Genomic DNA, 24,701 nt, shown 5'->3' with positions numbered 1-24,701 from the left:
AATTCAAGCGGCAAGCTGCAAGCGACAAGCTGCAAGCATGCGCGTCGTGTTTTCGATGGCGGTCCAGCTTTGGCTTGCAGCTTGAGGCTTGAAGCTTTCAGCTTTTTTCCAACGCCCACAGGTCGCTCTCGATGCTCTCGAACCGCTCCTTGAGGTGCAGCTGAACATCGGCAATCGCCCTGTTGTAGTAATGGGGTGCAATCTCTTTGCTGAACACGTCGAGGACCTCGGCCACCTCGAACGACCCCAGCTGCAGCTCGAAGCGGTCTTCGAGGAAGCGCTTGAGGGTGTCGAGCGCTTCGCGCTCCTGCTCGGGGGCCAGGGTGATGACGGGGGCCTTGATCTTCGACCTGCTCATTTACCAGCGCCCGTCCCAGGCGACGAAGTTCTGCAGCAGCTGCAGGCCATGGGTATGGCTCTTCTCCGGGTGGAACTGCACGGCAAAGCGCGAACCCTCGGCCAGCGCGGCAGCGAAGTCGACGCCATAATGGCCGCGACCGACCACCTGGCCCGGCTTGCCGGCATTGATGTAGTAGCTGTGCACAAAATAGAAGCGCGCACGATCAGAGATGTCGTGCCACAGCGGGTGGTCGACCGCCTGGGTGACTTCGTTCCAGCCCATGTGCGGCACTTTCAGGTGCTCACCACCTTCCTGCAGGTCTTTACCGAAGAAGCGCACCTGGCCAGGGAACAGGCCGATGCAGTCGACACCGTCGTTTTCTTCGCTGTGGTCCAGCAGCGCCTGCATGCCGACACAGATGCCCAGGAACGGCCGGTCCTGGCTGACTTCACGCACCAGGCTGTCGAAACCCAGGCGGCGGATTTCGGCCATGCAGTCGCGAATCGCGCCCACGCCCGGGAACACCACACGGTCAGCCTCGCGAATCACCGCAGCATCGCTGGTGACCAGCACCTTGCCGGCGCCGACGTGCTCGAGCGCCTTGGCCACCGAGTGCAGGTTGCCCATGCCATAGTCGATTACGGCTACCGTCTGCATTTACAGGCATCCCTTGGTCGATGGCATCTGCCCGGCCATGCGCTCGTCCTGGGTCACGGCCATGCGCAGGGCACGACCAAAGGCCTTGAACACGGTTTCGATCTGGTGGTGGGTGTTGTGGCCACGCAGGTTGTCGATGTGCAGGGTAACCAAGGCATGGTTGACGAAGCCCTGGAAGAACTCCTGGAACAGGTCGACATCGAAGCCGCCAACGGTGGCGCGGGTGTACGGCACGTGCATCTGCAGGCCTGGGCGGCCGGAGAAGTCGATGACCACACGCGACAGCGCTTCGTCCAGCGGCACATAGGCATGGCCGTAACGGAAGATGCCTTTCTTGTCACCGATGGCCTGGGCGAATGCCTGGCCCAGCGTGATACCGACGTCTTCGACGGTATGGTGATCGTCGATATGCAGGTCACCCTTGCACTCGATATCCAGATCGATCAGCCCGTGTCGGGCAATCTGGTCGAGCATGTGTTCAAGGAAAGGCACGCCGATATCGAATCGGGCCTTGCCACTGCCATCGAGGTTGATCGAGCACTTGACCTGGGTTTCCAGGGTATTGCGCTCGACGGAAGCCTTACGTTCGACCATCACCAGCTCCGCAAAATCATTGGGCGAAAAGGGCTCCATTATAGGCCCAGAACGCTCAAGCTTGGAACGCGGATGACATATGGCATTGCAAGGGGCTGCTCTGCAGCCCGATCGCCGGCAAGCCGGCCCCCAGATGCCCCCCACAACTCATGCTTGGTGGAGCAACCTGCAGGAGCCAGCTTGCCGGCGATAAGGCCATCACAGCCAGCCAGTCAGCTGGCTGTCATGCACCTCAGTGGAACAACACCGCCGTCTTCTGCAGGGTAATCCACACCCCCCAGGCCAGCGGAATCACCACCACCGCCCAAGCGATCAGCACCAGCGGCAGGCTGCCAGGCGCAGCATGCCACTCCAGCGAACGCGCGCCGTCGGCGCCTTTGTCGTGGCTCAGGGCACGCTCGGCCGCAAGCTCGGCATCGCTCATGAAGTGCTTGTCGGCCACCGGGCGCACCAGCAGGTTGCAGACGAAGCCCAGCACCAGCAGGCCAGCGAGGATGTACAGGGTCATGTCATAAGCCGCCGCACGCTCCACACCCGCCGCCAACTGGTACTCACGCAGGTAAGTGATCAGCACCGGGCCCAGCACGCCGGCAGCGGCCCAGGCCGTCAACAGGCGACCGTGGATGGCACCGACCATCTGCGTACCGAACAGGTCGGCCAGGTAGGCCGGCACCGTGGCGAAACCACCGCCGTACATGGACAGGATGATGCAGAACGCCGCCACGAACAGTGCCACGTTGCCCAGGTGGCCCATGTTCGGCACCAGGCTGTAGAGGCCCACACCCAAGGCGAAGAAGGCGAAGTAGGTGTTCTTGCGGCCGATGTAGTCCGAGAACGATGCCCAGAAGAACCGCCCGCCGATGTTGAACAGGCTGAGCAGGCCGGTGAAGCCAGCGGCAATGGCGGCAATCTGCGCCAATTGTGCAGCGTTCAGCTCGCTGAAGCGCAGCTCGTTGCCCAGCAGTTTGCCGGCAAACACTTCCTGCAGCAGTGGCGACGCCATGCCCAGGATGCCGATGCCCGCAGAAACGTTCAGGCACAGCACCAGCCAGATCAGCGCGAACTGCGGGGTTTTCCAGGCAACGCTGACGTGCACGTGACGGTCGGTGACCATCGCATTGGCTTTCTTCACCGGCGCGGTCCAGCCTTCAGGCTTCCAGCCGGTCGGCGGCACGCGGTACGCCAGGGCGCCTGCGGTCATGAACACAAAGTAGATCGCCGCCATCACCACGAAGCTCTGCCACACACCCACTTCATGCTCATTGCCGAAGTGCCCCATCAGCGCAGTGGCCAACGGTGCACCGACCATGGCGCCGCCGCCAAAGCCCATGATCGCCATGCCAGTGGCCATGCCGCGCTTGTCCGGGAACCACTTGATCAGGGTCGAAACCGGCGAGATGTAGCCCAGGCCCAGGCCAATACCGCCGATCACGCCGGAGCCCAGCCACATCAGCCATAGCTGGTGGGTCTTCACGCCAATTGCCGAAATCAGCATGCCGCCGCACCAGCACAGGGCCGACACCAGGCCAGCCTTGCGCGGCCCGGCGTGTTCCAGCCAACCGCCCAGCACCGCTGCCGAGCAACCGAGGAACACGAAGAACAGGGTGTAGATCCAGCTCAGCATGGAAATGGGCCAGTCGCACTCGGCGCTGAACATGCGGGCAATGAAGCCCATGTCCGCCGAGCACGCTACCGGGGCCGTGATGCCGATGGCCTGGGACAGCGGCAGCCAGAAGACGGAAAAACCGTAGGCCATGCCGATGCACAGGTGGATGGCCAACGCGGCCGGGGGTACCAACCAGCGGTTGAAGCCCGGGCGGGCGATGATGCGCTCCTTCGACAGGAAGCTTGGCGCGCTGGCCACCGCTCCTGCCGTGATACTGCTGTTCATGGATGTGATCCTTATGTAGGTAGACGATGCATGCGCATTGAATGCCCGGCTCTTCTGGTTGCACGTAAGGCTCGGCCGTTTCAGGGCAACGTCCCGCGACAATACGTCGCGGCCGCTTCGCAGGCGGCGAAAGAGTACCAGTTCGCCTATGACATGAAAGCAATCTGATATCGTTATTTTTTGCCCGGCTGAATCGGTATTGCTGCCAAGTCAGCAAAAAGGAACTGCCCAAACCACAACTGTCGAAAGCCACAACACCTGATCAATTGGTAGGAAATGCTCTGTATCTCTTGTCGAATACTCTGGGCATACCACTGCGGCGCTATACTCTGGCGCTTGAAAATCAAATACGGACTACAAGGACTCGCCCATGAAAGCGTTCGGCAAACTCCTGGGACTGGGGCTTCTCGGGTTGCTGCTGATCATCGTGGCGCTGGGCTTCGCCCTGACCCACCTCTTCGATCCCAACGACTATAAAGACGAGATCCGCCAGTTGGCGCGCGACAAGGCCCACGTCGAGCTGACCCTCAATGGCGACATCGGCTGGAGCCTGTTCCCGTGGCTGGGCCTGGAGCTTCACGAAGCCAGCATCGCCACCCTGAACAAGCCCAAGGAACCGTTCGCCGACCTGCAGATGCTTGGCCTGTCGGTACGCGTGCTGCCCCTGCTGCGCCGTGAAGTGCAGATGAGCGATGTGCGCGTCGAAGGCCTGAACCTGACCCTGAACCGTGATGAACAGGGCCATGGCAACTGGGAAGACATCGGCAAGCCGCTGCCTGCGCAAACCGACCCAACCGCCAGTGCACCTGCGCCTGCCGAGCAGCCCGGCGCACCTGCAGAGGGCAGCAGCGAACGTGCGGTCAAGCTCGACATCGACAGCCTGACCGTGAACAACGCCCGTGTGCACTTCAGCGATGCCAAGACCGGCCAGAGCTACAGCGCCGAAAGCATCCAGCTGAGCACCGGCCCGATTCACGAGGGCGCGAACATCCCGCTCAAGGCCAGCGCCTTCCTCAGCGCCAGCCAGCCGAACATGAAGGCACGCACCGAACTTGCCGGCGAGCTGCGCTTTGACCGCAAGCTCAAGCGCTACAACTTCGAGGACATGCGCCTGTCTGGCGAAACCTCGGGCGAGCCTCTGGCCGGCAAGACCATGACCTTCGCGGCCCAAGGCCAGCTGTTGGTCGACATGGCAGCCAACGTCGCCTCCTGGAATGGCCTGAAAATCTCGGCCAACCAGCTGCGCGCCCTTGGCGAGCTGAACCTGCGCGACCTGGACAAGACGCCGCAGCTCAGCGGTGGGCTGTCCATCGCCCGGTTCGACCTGCGCACCTTCCTCGATGGCGTCGGCCATCCGCTGCCGTCCACCAACGACCCCGCCGCCTTCAGCAAGCTGGAGCTGGTCACCCGCCTGCAGGGCACGCCAAGCAGCCTGGCCCTGGAAGACCTCGCCGTAAAACTCGACGACAGCACCTTCAGCGGCCGCGTTGCCGTCGAGGACGTTGCCAAGCAAGCCCTGCGCGTGCAGCTCAAGGCCGACAAGTTCGACGCCGACCGCTACATGCCGGCCAAGAGCGAAGCAGCCAAGGGTGCCACCGCAGCGCGCCAGAACGAGGTCAAGCAACAGGAAGCCAGCGCGATCGCCGGTGCCGGCAGTTCGCCGCTGCCAAACGCGCCCACCCAGGTTGCCTGGAGCAACGACAAGCTGCTGCCGGTGGACCGACTTCGCACCCTCGACCTGCAGGCCGACCTGGCCTTCGGCTCGTTGACCCTGGACAAGCTGCCGATCAGCGACGCGCAGCTGCAAGCGAACGGCCAGGGCGGCCTGATCACCTTGCAAACCTTGCGCGGTGGCCTTTACGACGGCAGTTTCGAAGCCAAGGGCACCGTCGATGTACGCCCAGCCGTGCCGCAGATCGGCGTCAATACCAAGATCAACCGCGTGCCGGTGGAGCACTTCATCAAGGCTGAAGACAAAGACCAGGCCCCGCCGGTCAAAGGCCTGCTGACCCTGACCAGCGACCTGACAGCCACCGGTAACAGCCAGAAGGCACTGGTGGACACCCTCAACGGCAACGCAAACTTCACCATCAACGACGGCGTGCTGGTCAACGCCAACCTGGAACAGCAGCTCTGCCAGGCCATCGCCACGCTCAACCGCAAGACGCTCAGCGGCGAGCCACGCGGCAAGGACACGCCGTTCGAAGAACTGCGCGGCAGCCTGGTGGTGCGCAACGGCGTGGCCAGCAACCCGGACCTCAAGGCGCGCATCCCAGGCCTTACCGTCAACGGCCACGGCGACCTCGACCTGCGCGTGCTGGGCATGGACTACAACGTCGGCGTGATCGTCGAAGGTGACCAGCGTGCCATGCCCGACCCGGCGTGCCAGGTCAACGAGCGTTACGTCGGCGTCGAACTGCCGCTGCGTTGCCGTGGCCCGCTGGAGCTTGGCGCCAAGGCCTGCCGCCTGGACCAGGACGGCCTGGGCAAGGTTGCCGCCAAACTGGCCGGCAACCGCCTCAAAGACAAGATCGATGAAAAGCTCGATGAAAAACTCGGAGACAAAGTGAGCCCAGAATTGAAAGACGCGCTCAAGGGGCTGTTCAAGCGATGAGCCCTGCGCAGTTCTCCAGCGCCGTGCTGGACTGGTACGACCAGCACGGCCGACACGACCTGCCCTGGCAACAGGGCATCAACCCTTACCGGGTGTGGGTGTCGGAAATCATGCTGCAACAGACCCAGGTCAGCACCGTGCTGAACTACTTCGACCGCTTCATGCAGGCCCTGCCCACCGTGCAGGCGCTGGCCGACGCCCCGGAAGACGAAGTGCTGCACCTGTGGACCGGCCTGGGTTACTACACCCGCGCACGCAACCTGCAGAAGGCCGCCAGGATCGTCGTCGAGCAACACGGCGGCGAGTTCCCGCGCAGTGTCGAACAGCTTACCGAGCTGCCAGGTATCGGCCGCTCCACCGCCGGTGCCATTGCCAGCATCAGCATGGGTATCCGTGCGCCGATCCTGGACGGCAATGTCAAACGCGTGCTGGCCCGCTTTACCGCCCAGGCCGGCTACCCGGGCGAACCGAAGGTGGCCAATGCCCTGTGGGCCACTGCCGAGCGCTTTACCCCGCAACAGCGCGCCAACCACTACACCCAGGCGATGATGGACCTGGGCGCCACGCTGTGCACCCGCAGCAAGCCAAGTTGCCTGCTGTGCCCCGTGCGCAGCGGCTGCGAAGCGCACCTGCACGGCGAGGAAACGCGCTACCCCGAGCCCAAACCGCGCAAGGCCCTGCCCCAGCGGCGCACCCTGATGCCGCTGTTGGCCAACCATGAAGGCGCGATCCTGCTTTACCGCCGCCCGTCCAGTGGCCTTTGGGGTGGCCTGTGGAGCCTGCCCGAGCTGGACGCCATCGAGCAGCTCGATGACCTGGCCTACCAGCATGGCCTGCGCCTGGCCGAAAGCCGCGCGCTGGACGGCCTGACCCATACCTTCAGCCATTTCCAGCTGGCGATCGAGCCTTGGCTGGTGCGTGTCGACCCGGTCGGCCAGCACGTGGCCGAGGCCGACTGGCTCTGGTATAACCTCGCCACCCCGCCGCGCCTGGGCCTCGCCGCCCCGGTCAAAAAGCTGCTCAAACGCGCGGCCGACGAACTGATTGCAGGAGATGCCCGATGACCCGCACCGTGATGTGCCGCAAATACAAAGAACAACTGCCAGGCCTGGAGCGCCCGCCTTACCCCGGCGCCAAGGGCCAGGACATCTTCGAGCACATCTCGCAGCAAGCCTGGGCCGACTGGCAGAAGCACCAGACCATGCTGATCAACGAGAAGCGCCTGAACATGATGAACGCCGAGGACCGCAAGTACCTTCAGGGCGAGATGGACAAGTTTTTCGCCGGCGAAGATTACGCGCAGGCGGAAGGTTACGTTCCACCGGCCGAATGACCCCAAAAATCGTAAGCGACGGAATTAATTTAAAATTTTTTCAAAAAGTCGTTGACGAGCGGTCTGGAAATCTATTTAATTCACCTCGTCGCCCAGATAGCTCAGTCGGTAGAGCAGAGGATTGAAAATCCTCGTGTCGGCGGTTCGACTCCGTCTCTGGGCACCACCTTCAGCTTCTGGTGGTTGCAAAGTTACCCGAAGCGACAACAAGAAACCCGCCTAGTGCGGGTTTTTTGTTGCCTGGGATTTCTCATCCTGTTATGCCTACCCCGTATAGTTGACCCGCATCAACTAACCCCCTCTCGCTCAAACCCACAATTGCAGGCGAACATTCGAATCGACCTCGCAAGGACCTCCATGAGCGAAGAATCCCCCCTACTGCTCCCCGCCCCCGCCGAACCGACGCCCAGCACCACACCAAAGCCTCGGGCCCGCCGCGCCCGTCAGCGCAAACCTGAGCCATCCATCACCCAGGTCAGCCAGGAACCCGCAGCACTGGAAGTGGCCAGCGCGCCGAAAGGCAGCAACGAGGACAGCACCTCTGCCCGCCTGCCGGCGAGCTACCCCTACCCGACCCGCATGCGCCGCCAGGAATACGAGAAGGCCAAGCACGCGCTGCAGATCGAGCTGCTGAAGGTACAAAGCTGGGTCAAGGACACCGGCCAGCGCGTGGTAGTGCTGTTCGAAGGGCGGGATGCGGCAGGCAAGGGCGGCACCATCAAGCGCTTCATGGAGCACCTGAACCCGCGGGGTGCGCGCATCGTCGCGCTGGAGAAGCCTTCCGAGCAGGAAAAGGGCCAGTGGTATTTCCAGCGCTATATCCAGCACCTGCCCACGGCCGGTGAAATGGTGTTCTTCGACCGCTCCTGGTACAACCGCGCCGGGGTCGAGAAGGTGATGGAGTTCTGCACACCGCTGCAGTACCTGGAGTTCATGCGCCAGGCGCCAGACCTGGAGCGCATGCTGTGCAACAGCGGCATCCTGCTGTTCAAGTACTGGTTCTCGGTGAACCGTGAAGAGCAGTTGCGCCGCTTCATCTCGCGCCGGGACGACCCGCTCAAGCACTGGAAGCTGTCGCCCATCGACATCAAGTCGCTGGATAAATGGGAGGACTACACCGCCGCCAAGGAGGCGATGTTCTTCCATACCGACACTGGCGATGCACCGTGGACGGTGATCAAGTCCGATGACAAGAAGCGCGCACGGATCAACTGCATCCGGCATTTCCTGCATTCGCTGGATTACCCGGGCAAGGACCCCAGCGTGGCGTACGCGCCGGATGACTTGCTGGTTGGCCGGGCTTCGCGCGGGTTCGAGGAGGATGAAGGGCCTGCGCTCGACAGTTGAAGGCCGGGGCCTGCAAGGGGTGCTGCGGTCTTCCGGGCGCGAGCAACGCTTGGGTTTGCTCGGCAAGTGCGATTCAATACGCACATTTTCGCCCCCAAGGATTTCCAGCCCCATGGCCACCAATACCAAGCAACAGAAACGCGCCAAACGCGCCGCCAGCAAAGCCAAGCAAAACCGCATGGTACGCAGTGGCCAGGCAGTGAAAGCCAGCGCCGGTGACAGCACCAGCATCGAGCAGGTGTTCAACAAGGCAATGGAGACCGACAGCTATAAAGAGCTGTTCGTGAAGATGAAGGCCGCCCAGGAGACCAGCCTGGTCTCGATGATCTCGGTGTTCCTGGTCGACCCGCTGCTGGCACTGGTGCTCAAGGGCCACAAGGAAGAGCACGCCACCGACTACATCGTGCTGGTGTTCAACGCCTACCGCACCTGGCTCGATGGCGCCGACGAAGACACCACCATGGCCTGGCTGGAGAGCGACGAGTTCCAGGAAGCCTATATCGCCGCTTCCGAACTGGTGGCCAAGCAGCAACAGCAGCAGAAACAGTTCGGCTGAATGCTCACCGGCCCTATCGCCGGCAAGCCGGCTCCCACTGGGTTTGCGCTGAGCTTGAGAGCAACGGGGTACCTGTGGGCCGGCTTGCCGGCGATAGGGCCAGACCAGGCAAACAAAAAAAGGCCGCACCCTACACAGGACGCGGCCTTTTCATTACAGCCAGCGCGGATCAGTTATCCAGCGCCACCCGCCCGGCAGCCTGGCGCTTGCGGTGCACCAGCAAGCCAGCCGCCACCACACCAATGCTCAGCAGCGCAGTCGCGATTATCTCCGCACGGTGATCCTCACGCAGCGCCATCACCACCAGCACGGCAACGATGAAAGCAATGCTCGCCCAGGTCAGGCCCGGGAACAGCCACATCTTGAAGTCGATCGTTTCACCGCGCGCCTTTGCACTGTTGCAAGGGATAAAAGTGCAACCCTGTGGTACAACCCTCCACTTGGATAGGCCTGTTGTCGGGTAACCCCGAATACTCGCCAGCGACAGCGCCTTTAGCCGCAAATAGCCCAAAAGCGCTTCCCAGTGCTGCCCAAAGCTGGCACCATCGCGCCTTTTTTCATCAAGGCTATGGAGCTGGGCGAGACCCTTGCGGACATCTGCGCGACGTTGCGCTGCAGCGATGCGACAAACTGCCCCAGCATTGACCAAAGCCCCTTGCGACCCTGTTGGCCGCCCTGATGCCGCTATGCTAGCTTGGCGCACGCCAGGAAGGCCGCCAACAGCTGGGAACGCACCCGAACACATGAGGACCGCACATGGCCCAGGCCACGCCCGCGCTGGAAATCCGCAACCTGCACAAACGCTACGGCGACCAGGAAATTCTCAAGGGCATTTCGCTGACCGCGCGTGACGGTGACGTGATCTCCATTCTGGGATCATCCGGCTCCGGCAAGTCCACCCTGCTGCGCTGCATCAACCTGCTGGAAAACCCGCACCAGGGCGAAATCCTGGTTGCCGGTGAGGCTCTCAAGCTCAAGGCCGCCAAGAACGGCGACCTGATCGCTGCCGACAACCGCCAGATCAATCGCCTGCGCAGCGAGATCGGCTTCGTCTTCCAGAATTTCAACCTGTGGCCGCACATGTCGATCCTCGACAACATCATCGAGGCGCCACGCCGCGTGCTCGGCCAGAGCAAGGCCGAAGCCACCGAAGCCGCCGAAGCGCTGCTGAACAAGGTCGGCATCTACGACAAGCGCCACAGCTACCCCGCCCAGCTTTCCGGTGGCCAGCAGCAGCGTGCTGCCATCGCCCGCACACTGGCCATGCGGCCTAAAGTCATCCTGTTCGATGAGCCAACCTCGGCGCTCGATCCGGAAATGGTCCAGGAAGTGCTTAACGTTATCCGCGCACTGGCCGAAGAAGGCCGTACCATGCTGCTGGTGACGCACGAGATGAACTTTGCCCGCCAGGTGTCCAGTGAAGTGGTTTTCCTGCACCAGGGCCTGGTTGAAGAGCAAGGATCGCCGCAGCAGGTCTTCGAAAACCCGACCTCGGCGCGTTGCAAGCAATTCATGTCCAGCCACCGCTAACGGAGCAACACATGCAGACTTACAAGAAATTCCTCCTGGCAGCTGCCGCCACGCTGGTGTTTTCGGCCAACGCCATGGCTGCAGAAAAACTGCGCATGGGTATCGAGGCGGCCTACCCGCCGTTCAACAACAAGGACGCCAGCGGTAACGTGGTCGGCTTTGACAAAGACATCGGTGACGCCCTGTGCGCCAAGATGAAAGTCGAGTGCTCGGTCGTCACCTCCGACTGGGACGGCATCATCCCGGCCCTCAATGCCAAGAAGTTCGACTTCCTGGTGTCGTCGCTGTCGATCACCGACGAGCGCAAGCAGGCCGTCGACTTCACCGACCCGTACTACTCCAACAAGCTGCAGTTCATCGCGCCGAAGAACGTCGACTTCAAGACCGACGCGAGCTACCTCAAAGGCAAGATCATCGGCACCCAGCGCGCCACCCTGGCCGGTACCTGGCTGGAAGACACCTACGGCAGCGACATCGACATCAAGCTGTACGACACCCAGGAAAACGCCTACCTCGACCTGATCTCTGGCCGAGTGGACGGCATCCTGGCCGACAAGTACGTGCAGTACGAGTGGCTCAAGAGCAAGGACGGCATGAACTTCGAGTTCAAAGGCGAACCTGTGGTCGACAGCGACAAGATCGGCATCGCCGTACGCAAGGGTGACCCGCTGCGCGAGAAGCTGAACAAAGCCCTGGCAGAAATCAAGGCTGACGGAACGTACAAGAAGATCAACGACAAGTACTTCCCATTCAGCATCGAATGATTCGCCCCGACCAGCGCGCCCTTGCGGCGCGCCGGTCCCTAGAACGACCCTGCCCATGAATATCGACCTGCACGGATTCGGTCCGGCCCTGGCGGCTGGCACCCTGATGACCGTAAAACTGGCGCTTTGCGCCTTGCTGCTGGGGCTGGTCCTGGGCCTGCTCGGCGCCCTGGCCAAAACCTCCCCGCTCAAGCCACTGCAATGGCTTGGCGGCTTCTACTCGACCCTGGTTCGCGGCGTGCCCGAACTGCTCTGGGTTCTGCTTATCTATTTCGGCACCGTCGGCCTGATGAACAGCCTCGGCGAAGCCCTCAACATGCCTGGCCTGGAACTCAGCGCCTTCGCCGCCGGCGTGATCGCCCTGGGCCTGTGCTTCGGCGCCTACGCCACTGAAGTATTCCGTGGCGCCATCCTGGCGATCCCCAAGGGCCACCGTGAAGCCGGCCTGGCGCTGGGCCTGTCCAAAGCGCGCATCCTGTCGCGGATCATCCTCCCGCAAATGTGGCGCATCGCCCTGCCGGGCCTTGGCAACCTGTTCATGATCCTGATGAAGGACACCGCCCTGGTGTCGGTGATCGGCCTGGAAGAAATCATGCGCCACGCGCAGATCGGCGTGACCGTGACCAAAGAGCCGTTCACCTTCTACATGGTCGCGGCCTGCATCTACCTGGGCCTGACCGTGGTCGCCATGACCGGCATGCACTTCATGGAAAAACGCGCCGCTCGCGGCTTTGCGAGGGCCGAACAATGAACTGGGAAGTGATCATCAAGTGGCTGCCGCGCCTGGCCCAGGGTGCCACCCTGACCCTGGAACTGGTAGCCATCGCGGTCGTTGCCGGGCTGATCCTGGCGATCCCGCTGGGTATCGCCCGCTCGTCGCGGCACTGGTACGTGCGCGCCCTGCCCTTCAGCTACATCTTCTTCTTCCGCGGCACACCCCTGCTGGTGCAGCTGTTCCTGGTCTACTACGGCCTGGCGCAGTTCGATGCAGTGCGTTCGAGCAGCCTCTGGCCCTACCTGCGCGATCCGTTCTGGTGCACGGTGCTGACCATGACCCTGCACACCGCAGCCTACATCGCCGAGATCCTGCGCGGCGCGCTGCAGTCGATCCCCAAGGGTGAAATTGAAGCGGCGCGAGCGCTGGGCATGTCCCGTGGCAAGACGCTGTTCTACATCATGCTGCCCCGCGCTGCGCGCATCGGCCTGCCGGCCTACAGCAACGAAGTGATCCTGATGCTCAAGGCCAGCGCCCTGGCCAGTACGGTGACCCTGCTGGAGCTGACCGGCATGGCACGGACCATCATTGCCCGTACCTACCTGCCGGTGGAGATCTTCTTCGCTGCCGGGGTGTTCTACCTGGTGATCTCGTTCGTACTGGTGCAAGGCTTCAAGCTGCTGGAGCGCTGGTTGCGGGTGGATGCCTGCCAAGGGCGTTAAACCCCCACGGGCAGCTCTGCAACCCACCGCCGTCAAGCCGGCTTGATGGCGGTGGGGCCCTTCACCTCAACCAGTGCCAAGCCCCATGCCCCCTTTCCTCCACAGCCACCAACTACGCGAACGCTTCCTGGCCCTCGACCAGTTCCTGACCGAGCACCAGCAGCTGTGGAAACCCAGGCCCTTCACCACCCTGCGCCTGGACTGGGAAACCGAACACCCCGCACTGTCCGCCCACCTGCGCCAATGCAGCCTGAGCGATGCCGAAGCCGACCTTGACCCGCAGGGCGTGCCCGCACCTTTTCCGCACCTCGCCCGGCAAGCCCAACAGCTCAGCGCCCTGGGCGAGCTGCCCGACACCGGCCTGCCCCCCGCCGCACACCGCCTGGACGTCAACGTCCCGGGCCGTAAGTGGCAGCAGATCGAGGCCTTCAGCCGCCGCCTGAACTTCCGCACGCAGACCCACCACTGGCTGGACTGGTGCTCAGGCAAAGGCTACCTCGGCCGCCGCCTGCTGCAGCCCGGCCAGCAGCTGACCTGCCTGGAGTACGACGCCCAACTGGTCAGCGCCGGCCAGGCCCTGAGTGACCACCACCAGCTGCCGGCAACCCACGTGCACCAGGATGTCATGGCCGCGGACAGCCGCCGCCACCTGGGCAGCGACAAGAGCGTGGTGGCCCTGCATGCCTGCGGCGACCTGCATGTGCACTTGCTGCGGGTGGCCAGCGAGCAAGGCTGCCGCCATCTCGCCGTGGCGCCCTGCTGCTACAACCGCATCCAGGGCGAACAGTACCAGCCGTTATCCACAGCTGCGCAGCGCTCGGCGCTGCAGCTGTCGCTCCTCGACCTAGGCCTGCCGCTGAGCGAAACCGTGACCGCCGGCGCCCGGGTTCGCCACCAGCGCGACTGCTCCATGGCCAGGCGCCTGGGCTTCGACCTGCTGCAGCGCCGCCAACGCCAGCGTGATGAATACCTGCCCACCCCGTCGCTGCCAGTTGCCTGGCTGGCCAAACCTTTCGAGCAGTACTGCCGCGACCTGGCCGAACTGCGCGAGCTGGAACTGACCATCAACCCCGATTGGGATGCCTTGGAAGCAGAGGGCTGGCAGCGCCTTGCCCAGGTGCGCAACCTGGAACGGGTACGCAACCTGTTCAGAAGGCCACTGGAAATGTGGCTGGTGCTCGACCGCGCACTGTTTCTCGAAGAGCAAGGCTACGCCGTACGCCTGGGCACCTTTTGCGATTATCCACTCACCCCACGCAACCTGCTGCTGCTTGCCGAGCGCGACCGTTAGCCACAGCACAACCTGTGGATAAGTCTGTGAACAAGCTTGTGATGAATGTTTGGATCCAAGCGTTATTTCAAACGTTCGGCTTATTCCCTCTGCCGCTGCAACCCCAGTAAAAACAGGCCTTTGCGCAAAGACCAGCGGTGCTTCGTATCGGCACGCCTTTCGCGCACGGCGCTGATGCCTCTTGTGCATAAACAAAAATTCGATTAGGCAAACAGCGCTGGATTGGTGCAGCCGCTGCCTGATTGTGGGCGCCGGCTGCCCGGCCCCCACAGGTGCGTTCCAACTCAGTGCAGCTTGTTCTTCGCCATCTCGATATCGTTCATCAGTGCCTTGGCCAGCGCACTGAGGTAATCGGCGGCCCCCAGTAGCTTGTGGTCATCCTCCATGTCGCCTTCGCGCACCAGGTGCTTGATGTAGCCCAGCAATATGGAAACCTGTTCATAGGCGTCGTCCACAGGAATGCCGGGTTGTACGCGCAAGAGATCCACGGGCGGGTTGCCGACTTCGAGGAACGTCTCGATACCGGCTGTGGTGACAGGCTTTGTTTCAAGGCTCATGTGAACGACTCCCCATCCTGCGCATCGTCCAAACGCCGCTTCGCATGCTGGATCAGCACATAGGCCGAATAAGCCGCATGGTTGGCGTTTGCCAGCAGGTTCAGGCCGGGCTCGCCTGCGTGGTCACGGCGGTGGTCGTCCAGGGTTTCGACCACGACACGCAAGAGCTGGCCGGCGTGAGCGATGGCGTCGGGTGGGGAGATGTCGCTGTGGATGGTGAAGTACGGGGTGGAGATGAGAGGGCGAGGTGGATCGGGAACGATTTTCTTCATTTTTGAGATCCCTACATTCATTTAGGAAACCCCACCGCAATTCTTCTCACAGAAAAGAGGTGGCGACCGAACACGGGGTGAGAAACCGAGTGAATGTAGGAAGCTCGGCCAGACCGAGGTCTGCCCGTGCACGGTCACCATAAAAAGCAGCCGAAACATTCAAACGGGTTCTCACACCCGGTCACCAGGAATTGGCGACCCAGGAACGGTATCCCTGGGGCACTTCCCCGCCAACAGTGAAGCTTCGGTAGCGCTCGTAGGATAATTCCCAAGTGCTCCAGTACTGAAGCATTTGGTTTCAGATTCAGAAATACCTTACAGCTGCGCTCCGAGCGAAAGAGCACCACCGCAACTTTGGGAGCGGGTTTACCGCGAAGAGGCCTGCGCAGTCATCACAATGCGAAGCAGATCCACCGCGAGCCCGGCCCACGGTGTATGATCCGCCCCCCAAATCATTAAAAAGCTACGTCGCGCGCTGCCCCGCCAGCCACGCGACCGTCTGGCGTTGCGCCAGAACCGACATGGACTAACGGACCTAGACATCGTGCCCCACGCCAAATCCCTTGCCCTGCTGACCCTCTCCCTGGCCCTGACTGCCTGCTCCAACGGCAGCGGCACCACGCCACAGCACACCAGCAACCTGGACTGGAACACCCCCGGCATGCAGCTGGGCGGCGACAACGGCCTGCCCCTTCGCGTAGAAAGCCCCTGCCGCAAGCGTGGTTGCGATAACGACAAGTTGTTCTTCAACCCCGCCAAGACCGAACCAAACGTCAACACCATCCACCGCGGCTGGTAGGAAATTTCTCCTTTTAAGCCGGTGACTTAGGTCATTTTCAAACAATCTCAAGGAAGTGGTTTACAGGCGCCAACCGATCGTTATAATGACGCCCCATTGCCGGTATAGCTCAGATGGTAGAGCAACTGACTTGTAATCAGTAGGTCCCGGGTTCGATTCCTGGTGCCGGCACCATATCCAGCTCCATCGCGTTCCACCGAATGCCTTGGAAGCCCCTAAAACCCGCCCTTTGGCGGGTTTTTTCGTTCCAGGACCCTCCGTCGGGATCCAACAAAATACCCCATCCCCGGGGGTATTTTTAGGGTACAGCGTCTTGCCTGCATGGAGAACGTACCCTTATGCCACGCCTAGCCGTTCCTCTCAGCGACCTCAAATGCCGTACGGCGAAACCTCGCGACCGCGCCTACAAGCTGTTCGACGGTGGCGGCATGTACCTCTTCGTGAAACCCAATGGCGTGAAAACGTGGCGATTGCGCTACTTCAAGCCCAGCGGCAAGGAAGGCACGCTGATCATCGGCAACTACCCCATCATCTCGCTGGCCGTCGCGAGGACCAAGCGCGATGAAGCCAAGGCCCTGTTGATCGACAACCTCGACCCGATGGAAGAGAGGAAGAAAGCGAAGCTAGCTGCCCAACGAGCCTCCCTGCTTTTCCAAACCGTCGCCCTGGAGTGGCACGCCGAGATGTCCCGGCGCTGGACGGAGGGACACGCCAAGACCGTCATGAGTCGGTTGCGCACCCACGTCTTCCCCCTGATCGGCCAACGCCCCATTGCTGAACTCGATACTCATGACCTGCTTGAGGTCACTCTGCGTATCAAAGAGCGCGGCACCATGGACGTTGCCCTGCGCGTGCAGAACTATCTCTCCACGATCATGCGGGGCGCGAAGCGGGCGCGGCATATCAGCCAGAATCCGGCGCTCGATCTGGCAGGGTCGATTCATGCCCCGCGTACCGTGCATCGCCCTGCCCTCTCACTCAACCGCCTCCCCGAACTACTAGACCGGATCGACAAATACAATGGCCGTGAGCTAACCAAGCTGGCTGTACTGCTGACGCTGCACGTGTTCGTGCGCTCCAGCGAGCTGCGCTTTGCGCGCTGGGATGAGTTCGACCTGCAAAGGGCGATGTGGGAAATCCCCGACACCCGCAAGCCCATCGACGGTGTACGCAATTCCACCCGTGGCACCAAGATGAGCGGAGACATACAGATGGTGCCGCTCTCTCCCCAAGTCACTGCGATCCTTGAACGGCTGCGCGGTTTGAGTCGCTTCTCCGAACTGGTGTTACCCGGTGACCACAAGTACTGGAAGCCGATGTCGGAGAACACTGTGAACCAAGTGCTACGCAACGTTGGCTACGACACGTCCAAGGAAGTATGCGGACATGGATTCAGGACCATGGCTTGCAGCGCCTTGCTTGAGTCAGGGCTGTGGACAGACGCGGCCATTGAGCGGCAGATGAGCCACAAGGAACGCAATCGCGTGCGCGCCGCCTATATCCACAAGGCCGAATTTCTGGAGCAGCGTCGGCTGATCATGGCGTGGTGGAGCAATTACATCGATGCCAACAGATCGGGGCATGTCACTCCACATGAGTTCGCCCATCCAGCTGGGGATAACGTCACCCCCTTGCCAAGTGGGCGTGGCGCATTCAATCGTCGGTAAACCTTCCAGATCGCCACTGGCCGCTCTTTAATTCGGGTCCATCCAAACAGGGCTGCAAAGCCGCCCTGTTTGGATGGACCTCGCTTTGCAGAGCTAAAAGCCGACACGAATCTTTTGGATACCACTGATTTCCACCGGTGGATAATTTCATGCACAAGCCCAAAAGCACCGTGGATTCTGGCGTTGACCAAATTTATCCACAGGCGTAGAACTGAGGGTGCAAACGCTGTCTTGGACAGCACCGAAGTGACCAGAACCTTGAAGGTCACGCCGCTCTCGCGGTGGTTCTCCCCCCAAATGGCGATTCGCATCCGGCAGCTCGCCCGGTCACCTACCCGGTGATGGATGCCTACTTCAGATCATGGCCCTCGTGCGCCAGACAACGCTCCCTACTTCGCTGCCCTGCAGCAACCTATCCGCGTGGTCGATTCATGCGCCAACCTGCGCCCGTCTCTTTTCTTCTGGAAAGAGACGGGCGCTTCTAACACTGCTGCAGCCCTCATCGCACTTGGCTTTGCGGCAACTTCTCTCACGACAATCGGCGTGACAAACGCCGATGTCACCAGCAACAGCGATGTAGATGATGGTGCCGCAGACCAAGGAATGGACTGCACCTGACTGACAGTCAGGCATGCCCCGGTCACCGCACCGCTGCGTTTACCCGGCTCAGGATCTTCAGGCGTTGGTCTCGTCAGCCAATGCAGCCTCCACCCGCCCACCGGTAACGGTGATCAGGGGGCTAGATCATGAGATGCCCTTGCTCCAGGACGTAAGGAGCCGCCAGTCCCGCGTTAGAGGACATCCCCACAGGTCGCAGGGGCCTTGATCCCTGATAACACTCAGCATTCTTGGCGGGATGACGTGGGGAGGGTTTTGATGTCTTAGCCTCAAAGGAAGCTGATTCGTGACAGTTACAAACAGTCGTGATGGGTGTATTCGATGGTGCAGGCCTATCTGGAGGCAACCATCCGTCAGGCGGACGTGGTCTGACATTCATCTATGGTACCTTGCACGCCCTAAATCGCTCACATGCTTCTTGACTTGACAGCTTGGCGTATCCCGGTAGGCTAGCGCCTCGGTGCGCTAGCCTACCGGGATACGCCAAGCTAGAGTACAGAGGGATACCAACCAATTTTGCCTGCATGGTCTACCCTTACGCTAGCGTTGTAAGCGGGTGAGCATTTTTACTAAGGATTATCGCCGATGAGAACTGAAGAACGCGTTGTAACGCCGGTCGCTAAGGGCGTTCGCAGTGATGAGCCGCGTAGCTCTGTAATCTTTTCGGATGCATTTGCTGAGCGAAAAAAGCAAAAAGAATACCAACATGCGATAGCTCAGATTGCCGAGCGCGCAAAGAAACTTGAGTGGTAGCGTAAACAAATGGCAACAGGGACCGTTCAAAGTATTGTTAAATCTGGCACAGCAATAACCAACAACGTCGACGCAGACAAAGACTTAAAAGAAAAAATTAAGTCTCGCCGTACCAATGAGCTAGTTATTGGCGTATGCGGCGCCGTCGGGTGTAATCTGCAAGATGTTGTTTCTGAGCTTAAGGACCAATTTGGCGCCTTTTCCTACGAAGTGACTGTTGTCAAAGTAAGCAGTCTTATCAAAGAGCTCGCTGCAAAACACGATGATCTCTCAAGGATTGGTCCGGATATAGATTCAATCGAATCTCTGGATTTCTTTTCCCGCTACACAGCACTCCAAGACCTTGGCAATGCTATTCGTGACAAGTTCACAGATGACACTTTAGCAACACAAGCCATTAAGTTCATCTCAGCCAATCGCCAAGTGAAAATGAACGCGAGTGGCGATGCGGTCCCACCTCGTGCTGTGTATATTGTCGACCAACTTAAACACCCGGCCGAAGTTGAGCTATTCCGCCTAACCTACCGCAATGCTTTCTTCCTCGTAGGTGTGATGAGCCCTCAGAACGCTCGCTTGGAATATTTGCAATCGGAAGGATTGATCCCTGTCGAGGCGCAAAACCTAGTCGAGCGCGACCGGAAAGATAATGTAACTCACGGGCAACAGCTTGAAAAAACCATTCACAGATCAGATTTCTTTGTTAAACATAGCTTGAAAAGCTCTGGCAACATAACCAAACCGTGCAAACGGTTTGTTGGACTAGTCCATGGCGAAAATGGAATTACGCCTACTCGTGACGAAGCAGGTATGTATGCGGCTTACGCTGCCTCCTTAAAGTCAGCTTGTTTAAGCCGGCAAGTCGGTGCAGCAATTGCCAATGCTGCAGGCGATGTCATATCTGTAGGCTGGAACGATGTTCCCGCTGGTGGAGGCGGCCTCTATAACGAGGACTCTGAAAACGACCAGCGTTGTGTAGTGCACGGTAAAAAATGCTACAACGATGACACAAAGCAACGTCTCGCTAAGGATATTGTTGCTATACTCTCTAAGGCAAAAATTAGCGAAAATAGCCCCGTCCGTAGCAGGCCAGAAAAAGATGAAGCTCTGCATGCTCTCATCCCAGTCACCACTGACACTGAAGAAAAGAAGGCTCTCCTTTCCTCAGTAGATGCATCACGGTTGGCCAAACAAATCCTGGAAATCACCGCACTCGGGTCAATCATCGAATATTCTCGCGCTATCCACGCAGAGATGGAAGCGATCCTGAATATCGCTCGAAGCGGAAAAAGCTCCACCCTCGGCTCCGTCATGTATACAACGACCTATCCCTGCCACAATTGCGCTCGGCATATCATTGCGTCCGGGATATCCCGCGTTGTTTATATTGAACCATACGAAAAAAGTCTAGCCATGAAATTGCACTCAGATGCGATTTCCATAGATGAATCATCCAGCGGAAAAGTCTTGTTCGAAAACTTCCAAGGTGTTTCCCCTACTCGTTATACAACTCTATTCGCATTCAGCCATCGCCGAAAAGACAATAATGGCCAAGCTGTTCGAATTGTAGGTAAGGATGCCTCGCTTATTTCTCACGAATATCTTGATTCTTACCTTGATGTAGAGAGCAAGGTGGCTCTTAAGGGCCTAGAAGATAGCGGTGAAGCTCCCAATTGATGAAATAATGCAACTCCGTGAAACTATGACTCAGCAAAAGTCTTTCAGCGGATATTGACGACCACTTCAACAGCGCCGTTGCTTCTGTTCAGCTTCTGAGCAGAAGCACTCGGGCTGATCAGAATTAAAAATTCAGATGCTTGATGAGGAACGATCCATGCGCTTCATCGCCACTGGAAAACTCGAACGTGTAAAGGTTTTCTAATTTCCCCGATTCGATTCCACAGAAAGCCATAAATAGCTGATCTGTTTATAGATACGCTATGAGGTATATCGAAAATTCCACCAAATTCCAGTCCTGCGAAAACAGGGGTTATTCGCCTGAAAACCGTTCGTCTGGTGCCGCACCATACGCAGTATCAAAAGAGGCTCACCGTAAGGTGGGCCTTTTTTGTTTTCGCTGTCCAGAACGGCTCTGCCCCGCCAAGCTCAGGCAGCCTTCTGCCCCAACGTTTCCCAGCCCAAACAGGCCAACGCCAATGTACGCGGCACAGCTTCTCGACCACTGCTATATCGGCTGATGCTACGTGCGCTGACGCCCAGTGCTTCGGCAGCCTGGTCGAGCGTCATTCGATGCCGCAGGCGCCAGCGGATGAAAATCCGCGTGTTGTCATCCGGCGCTGTCTGGGCAAGGGCGTCCAGCAACAAGGTGTCTGCACCGATTTGAATATCCAGCGCAAGCCATTCCACTGACCAGCCCCCGTCACCCAATACAGCACCTTGGAACGCTTCACGCTTGGCAAGAGGCGCCAAGCCTGGATACGCGGCAAGTGCGTCACTCATATCCAAATCGAATCGCTGGCCGTTGGTAAAAGTCAGCACCAGCCGTGCGCCGGGCCGTGCCTGAACAGCCCGCAGGCGCGGACGCTTCATCGATGCCATTTCATCCACTCCTTCAACACATCCGCCTGATTGGCCGCGACCCACGCTAGGGCCTCTTGCACCACTTTGGCTGGTGCCTTGCCCTGTGTAACGACAACAGATTCAAGGCTGATCACCACGTCTACACCGCCACCAGTCAGGTGCACATGCGGCGGTAAGTGGTCCCGCTCTCTTAGCTCGATGCGGTACTTGTCGCGAAATCGGTTTGGTAGAGGTGAACTGAAGATATCGCCAAATTGGCGATGCATAAAGTGATGTCTATTCTGCAGGGGTCACGCCGCTCCCTGCGGTGGGTCACTTCCCAAGCTAAGCCAGCCGTCTGCCCTGTCGTCCCAGTCGCGATGGCCAGATGCCCTGCGAAGCTAGAGGCCAAGCGTGACGTGGCTTTCTACCTAGTTATGTATTGTTGGAGCGCGGTACTAACTGGAATTGGCGGGGAAGGCTTGAACCTGCCCCCGAAGACGTCAGCTCAATGCTGCAAGTACATGCTCAGGGTCTTTGTGTATTGCACGAAGTAGAGCACGAGCGGGCCCTTCCGGCGCGCGGCGTCCTTGTTCCCAGTTCCGTAGGGTGCCTACAGCAACATTGATGCGTTTGGCGAAGGCAGCCTGGGACAGACCAGTTGCTTGGCGGATTTTTTTGACCTGAACCGCATCAACGTGGAACTCGCGCGAAGGCTGGCGCTCACCGCGATCGATCTCATCCATCTGTGTCATGCTTTCCACTAGACGATCGAAGAGATTCTTTTCCATTACTTCCACCCTTTCTTGATTGCGCGAAGCTGCGCTTTCTGTTCATCAGTCAAGGTATCCATGATGCCCTTGCGACAGATAAGAATCATTCGTACGCGACCATTGGCATCCCAGATCGCATAGCCGGCCCCGTCCACGTTCGTTGCCCAGCACTCACCCCGTCACTCTCAACCCAGAGTCCATTTAATTCCAGAAATCGTGCACAAAGCCACACCCCAGCCCGTCATCGAGTAACAGTGTTTTACCAATTGCCATGGTTTTCCGCGCGCCCAGTTTCCCTATCCTTGCCCCGGTCATCCTGCCTGCGATGGACCCATGAAACACTCTCTACCCAGCCGTTACGCCTGCCTGGCCATCTGCCTGATTTTCACCTGCGCCAGCCTTCCCCTGCTTGCCACGCTCACCTGGCTCTGGCCGCTGACGGTGATCACCGCCCTGCTCAGCCTTGTTGGCCTGAACGACCTGCGCCAGAGCCATCACGCAGTACGGCGCAACTACCCGATCCTGGGCAACATCCGCTACCTGATCGAAACCATCCGCCCAGAGATCCGCCAGTACCTGATAGAAGGCGACGACGACAAGCTGCCCTTCTCCCGTTCGCAACGATCGCTGGTCTACGCCCGGGCCAAGAACGAAAGCGCCGAGAAAGCCTTCGGCACTCTCAACGATGCCTATAAACCCGGCTTCGAATTCATCAGCCACTCGATGGTGCCGGTGGCAACCCCGGACCCTGCCTCGTTCCGTATCGCCATTGGCGGGCCGCAGTGCCGGGTGCCCTACTCGGCGTCGATCTTCAACATTTCGGCCATGAGCTTCGGCGCACTCAGCGCCAACGCCATCGCCGCGCTGAACCGCGGCGCGCGCATGGGCCGCTTTGCCCATGACACCGGTGAAGGCAGCATCAGCCCCTACCACCGTGAGCATGGCGGCGATCTGATTTGGGAAATCGGCAGTGGTTACTTCGGCTGCCGTACCGAGCAAGGCCGCTTCGACCCGCAGCGCTTCGCCGCCCAGGCCCGCGACCCGCAGGTGAAGATGATCGAGATCAAGCTCAGCCAGGGCGCCAAACCCGGCCACGGCGGCATTCTGCCAGGGCACAAGGTCAGCGCTGAAATCGCCGCCACTCGCGGCGTGCGTGTGGGCGAGGACTGCATCTCACCGGCGGCGCACAGTGCCTTTCGCACGCCGCTGGAGCTGCTGCACTTTGTCGCTGAACTGCGTGAGCTGTCCGGTGGCAAACCCGTGGGCTTCAAGTTCTGCCTGGGCCACCCGTGGGAATTCATGGGCATCGCCAAGGCCATGCTGGCCACCGGCATCACCCCGGACTTCATCGTCGTCGACGGCAAGGAAGGCGGCACCGGCGCGGCGCCGCGCGAGTTCAGTGACAACATGGGCGTGCCCATGCGCGAAGGGCTGATGTTCGTGCACAACACCTTGGTAGGCCTGAACCTGCGCTCGAGCATCCGTATCGGTGCGGCGGGCAAGATCGTCAGCGCCTTCGATATCGCCAGCGTGCTTGCCATCGGCGCCGACTGGGTCAACTCGGCGCGCGGTTTCATGTTCGCCATCGGTTGCATCCAGTCGCAGAGCTGCCATACCAACAAGTGCCCGACCGGTGTGGCCACCCAGGACCCGTTGCGCCAGCGTGCGCTGGTGGTGCCGGACAAGGCCCAGCGGGTCGCCAGCTTCCACCGCAACACCCTCCATGCCCTGGCCGAGATGCTGGCGGCCGCCGGCCTGGAGCACCCCTCGGAGCTCAAGCCCAAGCACCTGGCACGGCGCATCAGCACCAGCGAGATCAGCCTGTTTTCGGATTTGCATCAGTTCCTCAAGCCCGGCGAATTACTCAGCGGCTCGATCGAAAGCGAGTTCTATGCGCGGATGTGGCGGATGGCGCGCAGCGACAGCTTTGCACCGGAGACGGGGGAAACAGCGGTGGCGCCAGCAACACCGGTACGCCGAAAAGAAACAACCGCGGCATAGGCCGTCTGCAGTTACGGTCAAACATTTGAGTCCAATTATTCCGTAGGGCGGGCTTTAAATAGCGGAAAAGGTAGTCGCCATTACTGAACAGAATCGTGCCGCTATCACCCTGGGGAGTGGCAACCTTCAAGAAAGCACTCATTCAAACATCCCCTGAATCTGGTCCAGCGTGGGCATCACGGCGGGTACCACCTGAAGCTCACAATCCAATGCACCGAGCGCCTTGGCGTAGGCTGCTATGGCTACCGAAAGACTGCCCTTTTCCATGGCTATGATTTTTTGCCGGGGAAGGCCTGCACGATGCGCGAGCTGCATTTGGGTAAGCCCCAGGTTCATCCGGCGAGCACGCATTTGGGTCGCCAGGCGCTCGGTGATCAAAACGTGGTCCAT

The 24,701-nt window shown here is 60.1% G+C and carries 26 protein-coding genes, 2 tRNA genes and 1 pseudogene; 18 read left to right on the top strand and 11 right to left on the bottom strand.

Annotation, left to right across the window (positions count from 1 at the left end; all coding sequences use genetic code 11):
• Positions 1 to 97 precede the first annotated feature (97 nt).
• The 4 genes from IWW33_RS12770 to IWW33_RS12755 all read right to left on the bottom strand — a co-directional run bounded on the left by IWW33_RS12770 (position 98) and on the right by IWW33_RS12755 (position 3,482).
• A complete protein-coding gene (locus IWW33_RS12770; RefSeq protein ID WP_119687914.1) occupies positions 98 to 358 on the bottom strand; it encodes a DUF2164 domain-containing protein in 261 nt (86 codons plus the stop codon).
• Positions 359 to 997, bottom strand: coding sequence for an imidazole glycerol phosphate synthase subunit HisH (hisH, locus tag IWW33_RS12765; protein ID WP_012316675.1), 639 nt, complete (start codon positions 995 to 997; stop codon positions 359 to 361). It abuts the gene before it with no gap.
• Positions 998 to 1,591: an imidazoleglycerol-phosphate dehydratase HisB gene (gene hisB, locus IWW33_RS12760; protein WP_012316676.1), complete on the bottom strand. Its 594-nt coding sequence runs from the start codon at positions 1,589 to 1,591 to the stop codon at positions 998 to 1,000.
• 232 nt (positions 1,592 to 1,823) lie between these two features.
• A complete protein-coding gene (locus IWW33_RS12755) occupies positions 1,824 to 3,482 on the bottom strand; it encodes an OFA family MFS transporter (RefSeq protein WP_046788301.1) in 1,659 nt (552 codons plus the stop codon).
• Positions 3,483 to 3,852: 370 nt separating this feature from the next.
• Between IWW33_RS12755 and IWW33_RS12750 the strand changes: the two genes are divergently transcribed.
• From IWW33_RS12750 to IWW33_RS12725, 6 genes are all read left to right on the top strand, one after another.
• The gene (locus IWW33_RS12750) at positions 3,853 to 6,096 is read left to right on the top strand and encodes an AsmA family protein (protein WP_196914285.1); all 2,244 of its coding nucleotides are present in this window, start codon (positions 3,853 to 3,855) and stop codon (positions 6,094 to 6,096) included.
• Positions 6,093 to 7,160 (top strand): A/G-specific adenine glycosylase, encoded by a 1,068-nt coding sequence (gene mutY / locus IWW33_RS12745; RefSeq protein WP_046788299.1) that lies wholly within the window; start codon positions 6,093 to 6,095, stop codon positions 7,158 to 7,160. The genes IWW33_RS12750 and mutY overlap by 4 nt, the downstream gene beginning before the upstream one ends.
• Positions 7,157 to 7,429 (top strand): oxidative damage protection protein, encoded by a 273-nt coding sequence (locus IWW33_RS12740; RefSeq protein WP_012316680.1) that lies wholly within the window; start codon positions 7,157 to 7,159, stop codon positions 7,427 to 7,429. The genes mutY and IWW33_RS12740 overlap by 4 nt, the downstream gene beginning before the upstream one ends.
• A 90-nt stretch (positions 7,430 to 7,519) precedes the next feature.
• Positions 7,520 to 7,595, top strand: a tRNA-Phe gene (locus IWW33_RS12735).
• A 191-nt stretch (positions 7,596 to 7,786) separates the two neighbouring features.
• Positions 7,787 to 8,776: a polyphosphate kinase 2 gene (ppk2, locus tag IWW33_RS12730; RefSeq protein WP_046788297.1), complete on the top strand. Its 990-nt coding sequence runs from the start codon at positions 7,787 to 7,789 to the stop codon at positions 8,774 to 8,776.
• A gap of 112 nt (positions 8,777 to 8,888) precedes the next feature.
• Entirely contained in the window at positions 8,889 to 9,332 is a 444-nt protein-coding gene (locus IWW33_RS12725; RefSeq protein ID WP_174141962.1) for a hypothetical protein, read from the top strand.
• A gap of 169 nt (positions 9,333 to 9,501) precedes the next feature.
• Here the strand turns inward: IWW33_RS12725 and IWW33_RS12720 are convergent.
• Positions 9,502 to 9,723 (bottom strand): annotated as a pseudogene (locus IWW33_RS12720) (GABA permease); the annotation flags it as partial.
• A gap of 365 nt (positions 9,724 to 10,088) precedes the next feature.
• On the opposite strand from IWW33_RS12720, the gene IWW33_RS12715 reads away from it, so the two are divergent.
• The 5 genes from IWW33_RS12715 (at position 10,089) to IWW33_RS12695 (ending at position 14,354) form a co-directional block, all read left to right on the top strand.
• The gene (locus IWW33_RS12715; RefSeq protein ID WP_012316684.1) at positions 10,089 to 10,862 is read left to right on the top strand and encodes an ABC transporter ATP-binding protein; all 774 of its coding nucleotides are present in this window, start codon (positions 10,089 to 10,091) and stop codon (positions 10,860 to 10,862) included.
• 11 nt (positions 10,863 to 10,873) lie between these two features.
• Positions 10,874 to 11,626, top strand: coding sequence for an ABC transporter substrate-binding protein (locus IWW33_RS12710; RefSeq protein ID WP_115273105.1), 753 nt, complete (start codon positions 10,874 to 10,876; stop codon positions 11,624 to 11,626).
• A 55-nt stretch (positions 11,627 to 11,681) separates the two neighbouring features.
• Positions 11,682 to 12,377: an ABC transporter permease gene (locus IWW33_RS12705; RefSeq protein ID WP_012316686.1), complete on the top strand. Its 696-nt coding sequence runs from the start codon at positions 11,682 to 11,684 to the stop codon at positions 12,375 to 12,377.
• Positions 12,374 to 13,063 (top strand): ABC transporter permease, encoded by a 690-nt coding sequence (locus tag IWW33_RS12700; protein ID WP_046788295.1) that lies wholly within the window; start codon positions 12,374 to 12,376, stop codon positions 13,061 to 13,063. The genes IWW33_RS12705 and IWW33_RS12700 overlap by 4 nt, the downstream gene beginning before the upstream one ends.
• 85 nt (positions 13,064 to 13,148) lie before the next feature.
• Positions 13,149 to 14,354, top strand: coding sequence for a methyltransferase (locus IWW33_RS12695; protein ID WP_174141963.1), 1,206 nt, complete (start codon positions 13,149 to 13,151; stop codon positions 14,352 to 14,354).
• Between the two features lie 284 nt (positions 14,355 to 14,638).
• Here IWW33_RS12695 and IWW33_RS12690 read toward each other — a convergent pair whose 3' ends face one another.
• Both IWW33_RS12690 and IWW33_RS12685 read right to left on the bottom strand, forming a co-directional pair.
• Positions 14,639 to 14,911: a DUF3077 domain-containing protein gene (locus IWW33_RS12690; protein WP_115273108.1), complete on the bottom strand. Its 273-nt coding sequence runs from the start codon at positions 14,909 to 14,911 to the stop codon at positions 14,639 to 14,641.
• A complete protein-coding gene (locus IWW33_RS12685; RefSeq protein WP_174141964.1) occupies positions 14,908 to 15,183 on the bottom strand; it encodes a hypothetical protein in 276 nt (91 codons plus the stop codon). The genes IWW33_RS12690 and IWW33_RS12685 overlap by 4 nt, the downstream gene beginning before the upstream one ends.
• 544 nt (positions 15,184 to 15,727) lie before the next feature.
• On the opposite strand from IWW33_RS12685, the gene IWW33_RS12680 reads away from it, so the two are divergent.
• The 6 genes from IWW33_RS12680 (at position 15,728) to IWW33_RS12655 (ending at position 20,694) form a co-directional block, all read left to right on the top strand.
• Entirely contained in the window at positions 15,728 to 15,982 is a 255-nt protein-coding gene (locus IWW33_RS12680; RefSeq protein WP_039604502.1) for a hypothetical protein, read from the top strand.
• A gap of 98 nt (positions 15,983 to 16,080) precedes the next feature.
• Positions 16,081 to 16,156 (top strand) — tRNA-Thr (locus IWW33_RS12675).
• Between the two features lie 164 nt (positions 16,157 to 16,320).
• On the top strand, positions 16,321 to 17,649 hold the full coding sequence (locus IWW33_RS12670) for an integrase arm-type DNA-binding domain-containing protein (RefSeq protein WP_174141965.1): 1,329 nt from the start codon (positions 16,321 to 16,323) through the stop codon (positions 17,647 to 17,649).
• A 345-nt stretch (positions 17,650 to 17,994) separates the two neighbouring features.
• Entirely contained in the window at positions 17,995 to 18,267 is a 273-nt protein-coding gene (locus tag IWW33_RS12665; protein WP_231386157.1) for a hypothetical protein, read from the top strand.
• A gap of 585 nt (positions 18,268 to 18,852) precedes the next feature.
• Positions 18,853 to 19,020 (top strand): hypothetical protein, encoded by a 168-nt coding sequence (locus tag IWW33_RS12660; protein WP_174141966.1) that lies wholly within the window; start codon positions 18,853 to 18,855, stop codon positions 19,018 to 19,020.
• Between the two features lie 9 nt (positions 19,021 to 19,029).
• Complete coding sequence (locus IWW33_RS12655; RefSeq protein WP_174141967.1) at positions 19,030 to 20,694, top strand: anti-phage dCTP deaminase; 1,665 nt, start codon at positions 19,030 to 19,032, stop codon at positions 20,692 to 20,694.
• A gap of 429 nt (positions 20,695 to 21,123) precedes the next feature.
• Here the strand turns inward: IWW33_RS12655 and IWW33_RS12650 are convergent, their stop codons facing one another.
• The 3 genes from IWW33_RS12650 to IWW33_RS12640 form a co-directional block, all read right to left on the bottom strand.
• Positions 21,124 to 21,576, bottom strand: coding sequence for a DUF2442 domain-containing protein (locus IWW33_RS12650; protein WP_174141968.1), 453 nt, complete (start codon positions 21,574 to 21,576; stop codon positions 21,124 to 21,126).
• A complete protein-coding gene (locus tag IWW33_RS12645; protein ID WP_174141969.1) occupies positions 21,564 to 21,824 on the bottom strand; it encodes a DUF4160 domain-containing protein in 261 nt (86 codons plus the stop codon). Before IWW33_RS12645 ends, IWW33_RS12650 begins: the two co-directional genes overlap by 13 nt.
• A gap of 216 nt (positions 21,825 to 22,040) precedes the next feature.
• Positions 22,041 to 22,328, bottom strand: coding sequence for a helix-turn-helix domain-containing protein (locus IWW33_RS12640; protein ID WP_174141970.1), 288 nt, complete (start codon positions 22,326 to 22,328; stop codon positions 22,041 to 22,043).
• 315 nt (positions 22,329 to 22,643) lie between these two features.
• Between IWW33_RS12640 and IWW33_RS12635 the strand changes: the two genes are divergently transcribed.
• The gene (locus IWW33_RS12635; RefSeq protein WP_174141971.1) at positions 22,644 to 24,311 is read left to right on the top strand and encodes an FMN-binding glutamate synthase family protein; all 1,668 of its coding nucleotides are present in this window, start codon (positions 22,644 to 22,646) and stop codon (positions 24,309 to 24,311) included.
• 138 nt (positions 24,312 to 24,449) lie between these two features.
• Here IWW33_RS12635 and IWW33_RS12630 read toward each other — a convergent pair whose 3' ends face one another.
• A complete protein-coding gene (locus tag IWW33_RS12630; RefSeq protein WP_174141972.1) occupies positions 24,450 to 24,701 on the bottom strand; it encodes a helix-turn-helix domain-containing protein in 252 nt (83 codons plus the stop codon).

It is taken from the genome of Pseudomonas sp. M2, assembly GCF_015751845.1.
In the GTDB taxonomy this organism is placed as follows: Bacteria; Pseudomonadota; Gammaproteobacteria; order Pseudomonadales; family Pseudomonadaceae; genus Aquipseudomonas; species Aquipseudomonas putida_E.
The sequence above is the reverse complement of the archived record's forward strand: the minus strand, read 5'-3'. Positions and strand labels throughout refer to the sequence as shown.

Bases quoted from the DNA above. Each gene is read 5' to 3' on its own strand.
- IWW33_RS12770 (WP_119687914.1), bottom strand. From the start codon at position 358: ATGAGCAGGTCGAAGATCAAGGCCCCCGTCATCACCCTGGCCCCCGAG.
- hisH (WP_012316675.1), bottom strand. From the start codon at position 997: ATGCAGACGGTAGCCGTAATCGACTATGGCATGGGCAACCTGCACTCG.
- hisB (WP_012316676.1), bottom strand. From the start codon at position 1,591: ATGGTCGAACGTAAGGCTTCCGTCGAGCGCAATACCCTGGAAACCCAG.
- IWW33_RS12755 (WP_046788301.1), bottom strand. From the start codon at position 3,482: ATGAACAGCAGTATCACGGCAGGAGCGGTGGCCAGCGCGCCAAGCTTC.
- IWW33_RS12750 (WP_196914285.1), top strand. From the start codon at position 3,853: ATGAAAGCGTTCGGCAAACTCCTGGGACTGGGGCTTCTCGGGTTGCTG.
- mutY (WP_046788299.1), top strand. From the start codon at position 6,093: ATGAGCCCTGCGCAGTTCTCCAGCGCCGTGCTGGACTGGTACGACCAG.
- IWW33_RS12740 (WP_012316680.1), top strand. From the start codon at position 7,157: ATGACCCGCACCGTGATGTGCCGCAAATACAAAGAACAACTGCCAGGC.
- ppk2 (WP_046788297.1), top strand. From the start codon at position 7,787: ATGAGCGAAGAATCCCCCCTACTGCTCCCCGCCCCCGCCGAACCGACG.
- IWW33_RS12725 (WP_174141962.1), top strand. From the start codon at position 8,889: ATGGCCACCAATACCAAGCAACAGAAACGCGCCAAACGCGCCGCCAGC.
- IWW33_RS12715 (WP_012316684.1), top strand. From the start codon at position 10,089: ATGGCCCAGGCCACGCCCGCGCTGGAAATCCGCAACCTGCACAAACGC.
- IWW33_RS12710 (WP_115273105.1), top strand. From the start codon at position 10,874: ATGCAGACTTACAAGAAATTCCTCCTGGCAGCTGCCGCCACGCTGGTG.
- IWW33_RS12705 (WP_012316686.1), top strand. From the start codon at position 11,682: ATGAATATCGACCTGCACGGATTCGGTCCGGCCCTGGCGGCTGGCACC.
- IWW33_RS12700 (WP_046788295.1), top strand. From the start codon at position 12,374: ATGAACTGGGAAGTGATCATCAAGTGGCTGCCGCGCCTGGCCCAGGGT.
- IWW33_RS12695 (WP_174141963.1), top strand. From the start codon at position 13,149: ATGCCCCCTTTCCTCCACAGCCACCAACTACGCGAACGCTTCCTGGCC.
- IWW33_RS12690 (WP_115273108.1), bottom strand. From the start codon at position 14,911: ATGAGCCTTGAAACAAAGCCTGTCACCACAGCCGGTATCGAGACGTTC.
- IWW33_RS12685 (WP_174141964.1), bottom strand. From the start codon at position 15,183: ATGAAGAAAATCGTTCCCGATCCACCTCGCCCTCTCATCTCCACCCCG.
- IWW33_RS12670 (WP_174141965.1), top strand. From the start codon at position 16,321: ATGCCACGCCTAGCCGTTCCTCTCAGCGACCTCAAATGCCGTACGGCG.
- IWW33_RS12665 (WP_231386157.1), top strand. From the start codon at position 17,995: ATGCCTACTTCAGATCATGGCCCTCGTGCGCCAGACAACGCTCCCTAC.
- IWW33_RS12660 (WP_174141966.1), top strand. From the start codon at position 18,853: ATGAGAACTGAAGAACGCGTTGTAACGCCGGTCGCTAAGGGCGTTCGC.
- IWW33_RS12655 (WP_174141967.1), top strand. From the start codon at position 19,030: ATGGCAACAGGGACCGTTCAAAGTATTGTTAAATCTGGCACAGCAATA.
- IWW33_RS12650 (WP_174141968.1), bottom strand. From the start codon at position 21,576: ATGGCATCGATGAAGCGTCCGCGCCTGCGGGCTGTTCAGGCACGGCCC.
- IWW33_RS12645 (WP_174141969.1), bottom strand. From the start codon at position 21,824: ATGCATCGCCAATTTGGCGATATCTTCAGTTCACCTCTACCAAACCGA.
- IWW33_RS12640 (WP_174141970.1), bottom strand. From the start codon at position 22,328: ATGGAAAAGAATCTCTTCGATCGTCTAGTGGAAAGCATGACACAGATG.
- IWW33_RS12635 (WP_174141971.1), top strand. From the start codon at position 22,644: ATGAAACACTCTCTACCCAGCCGTTACGCCTGCCTGGCCATCTGCCTG.
- IWW33_RS12630 (WP_174141972.1), bottom strand. From the start codon at position 24,701: ATGGACCACGTTTTGATCACCGAGCGCCTGGCGACCCAAATGCGTGCT.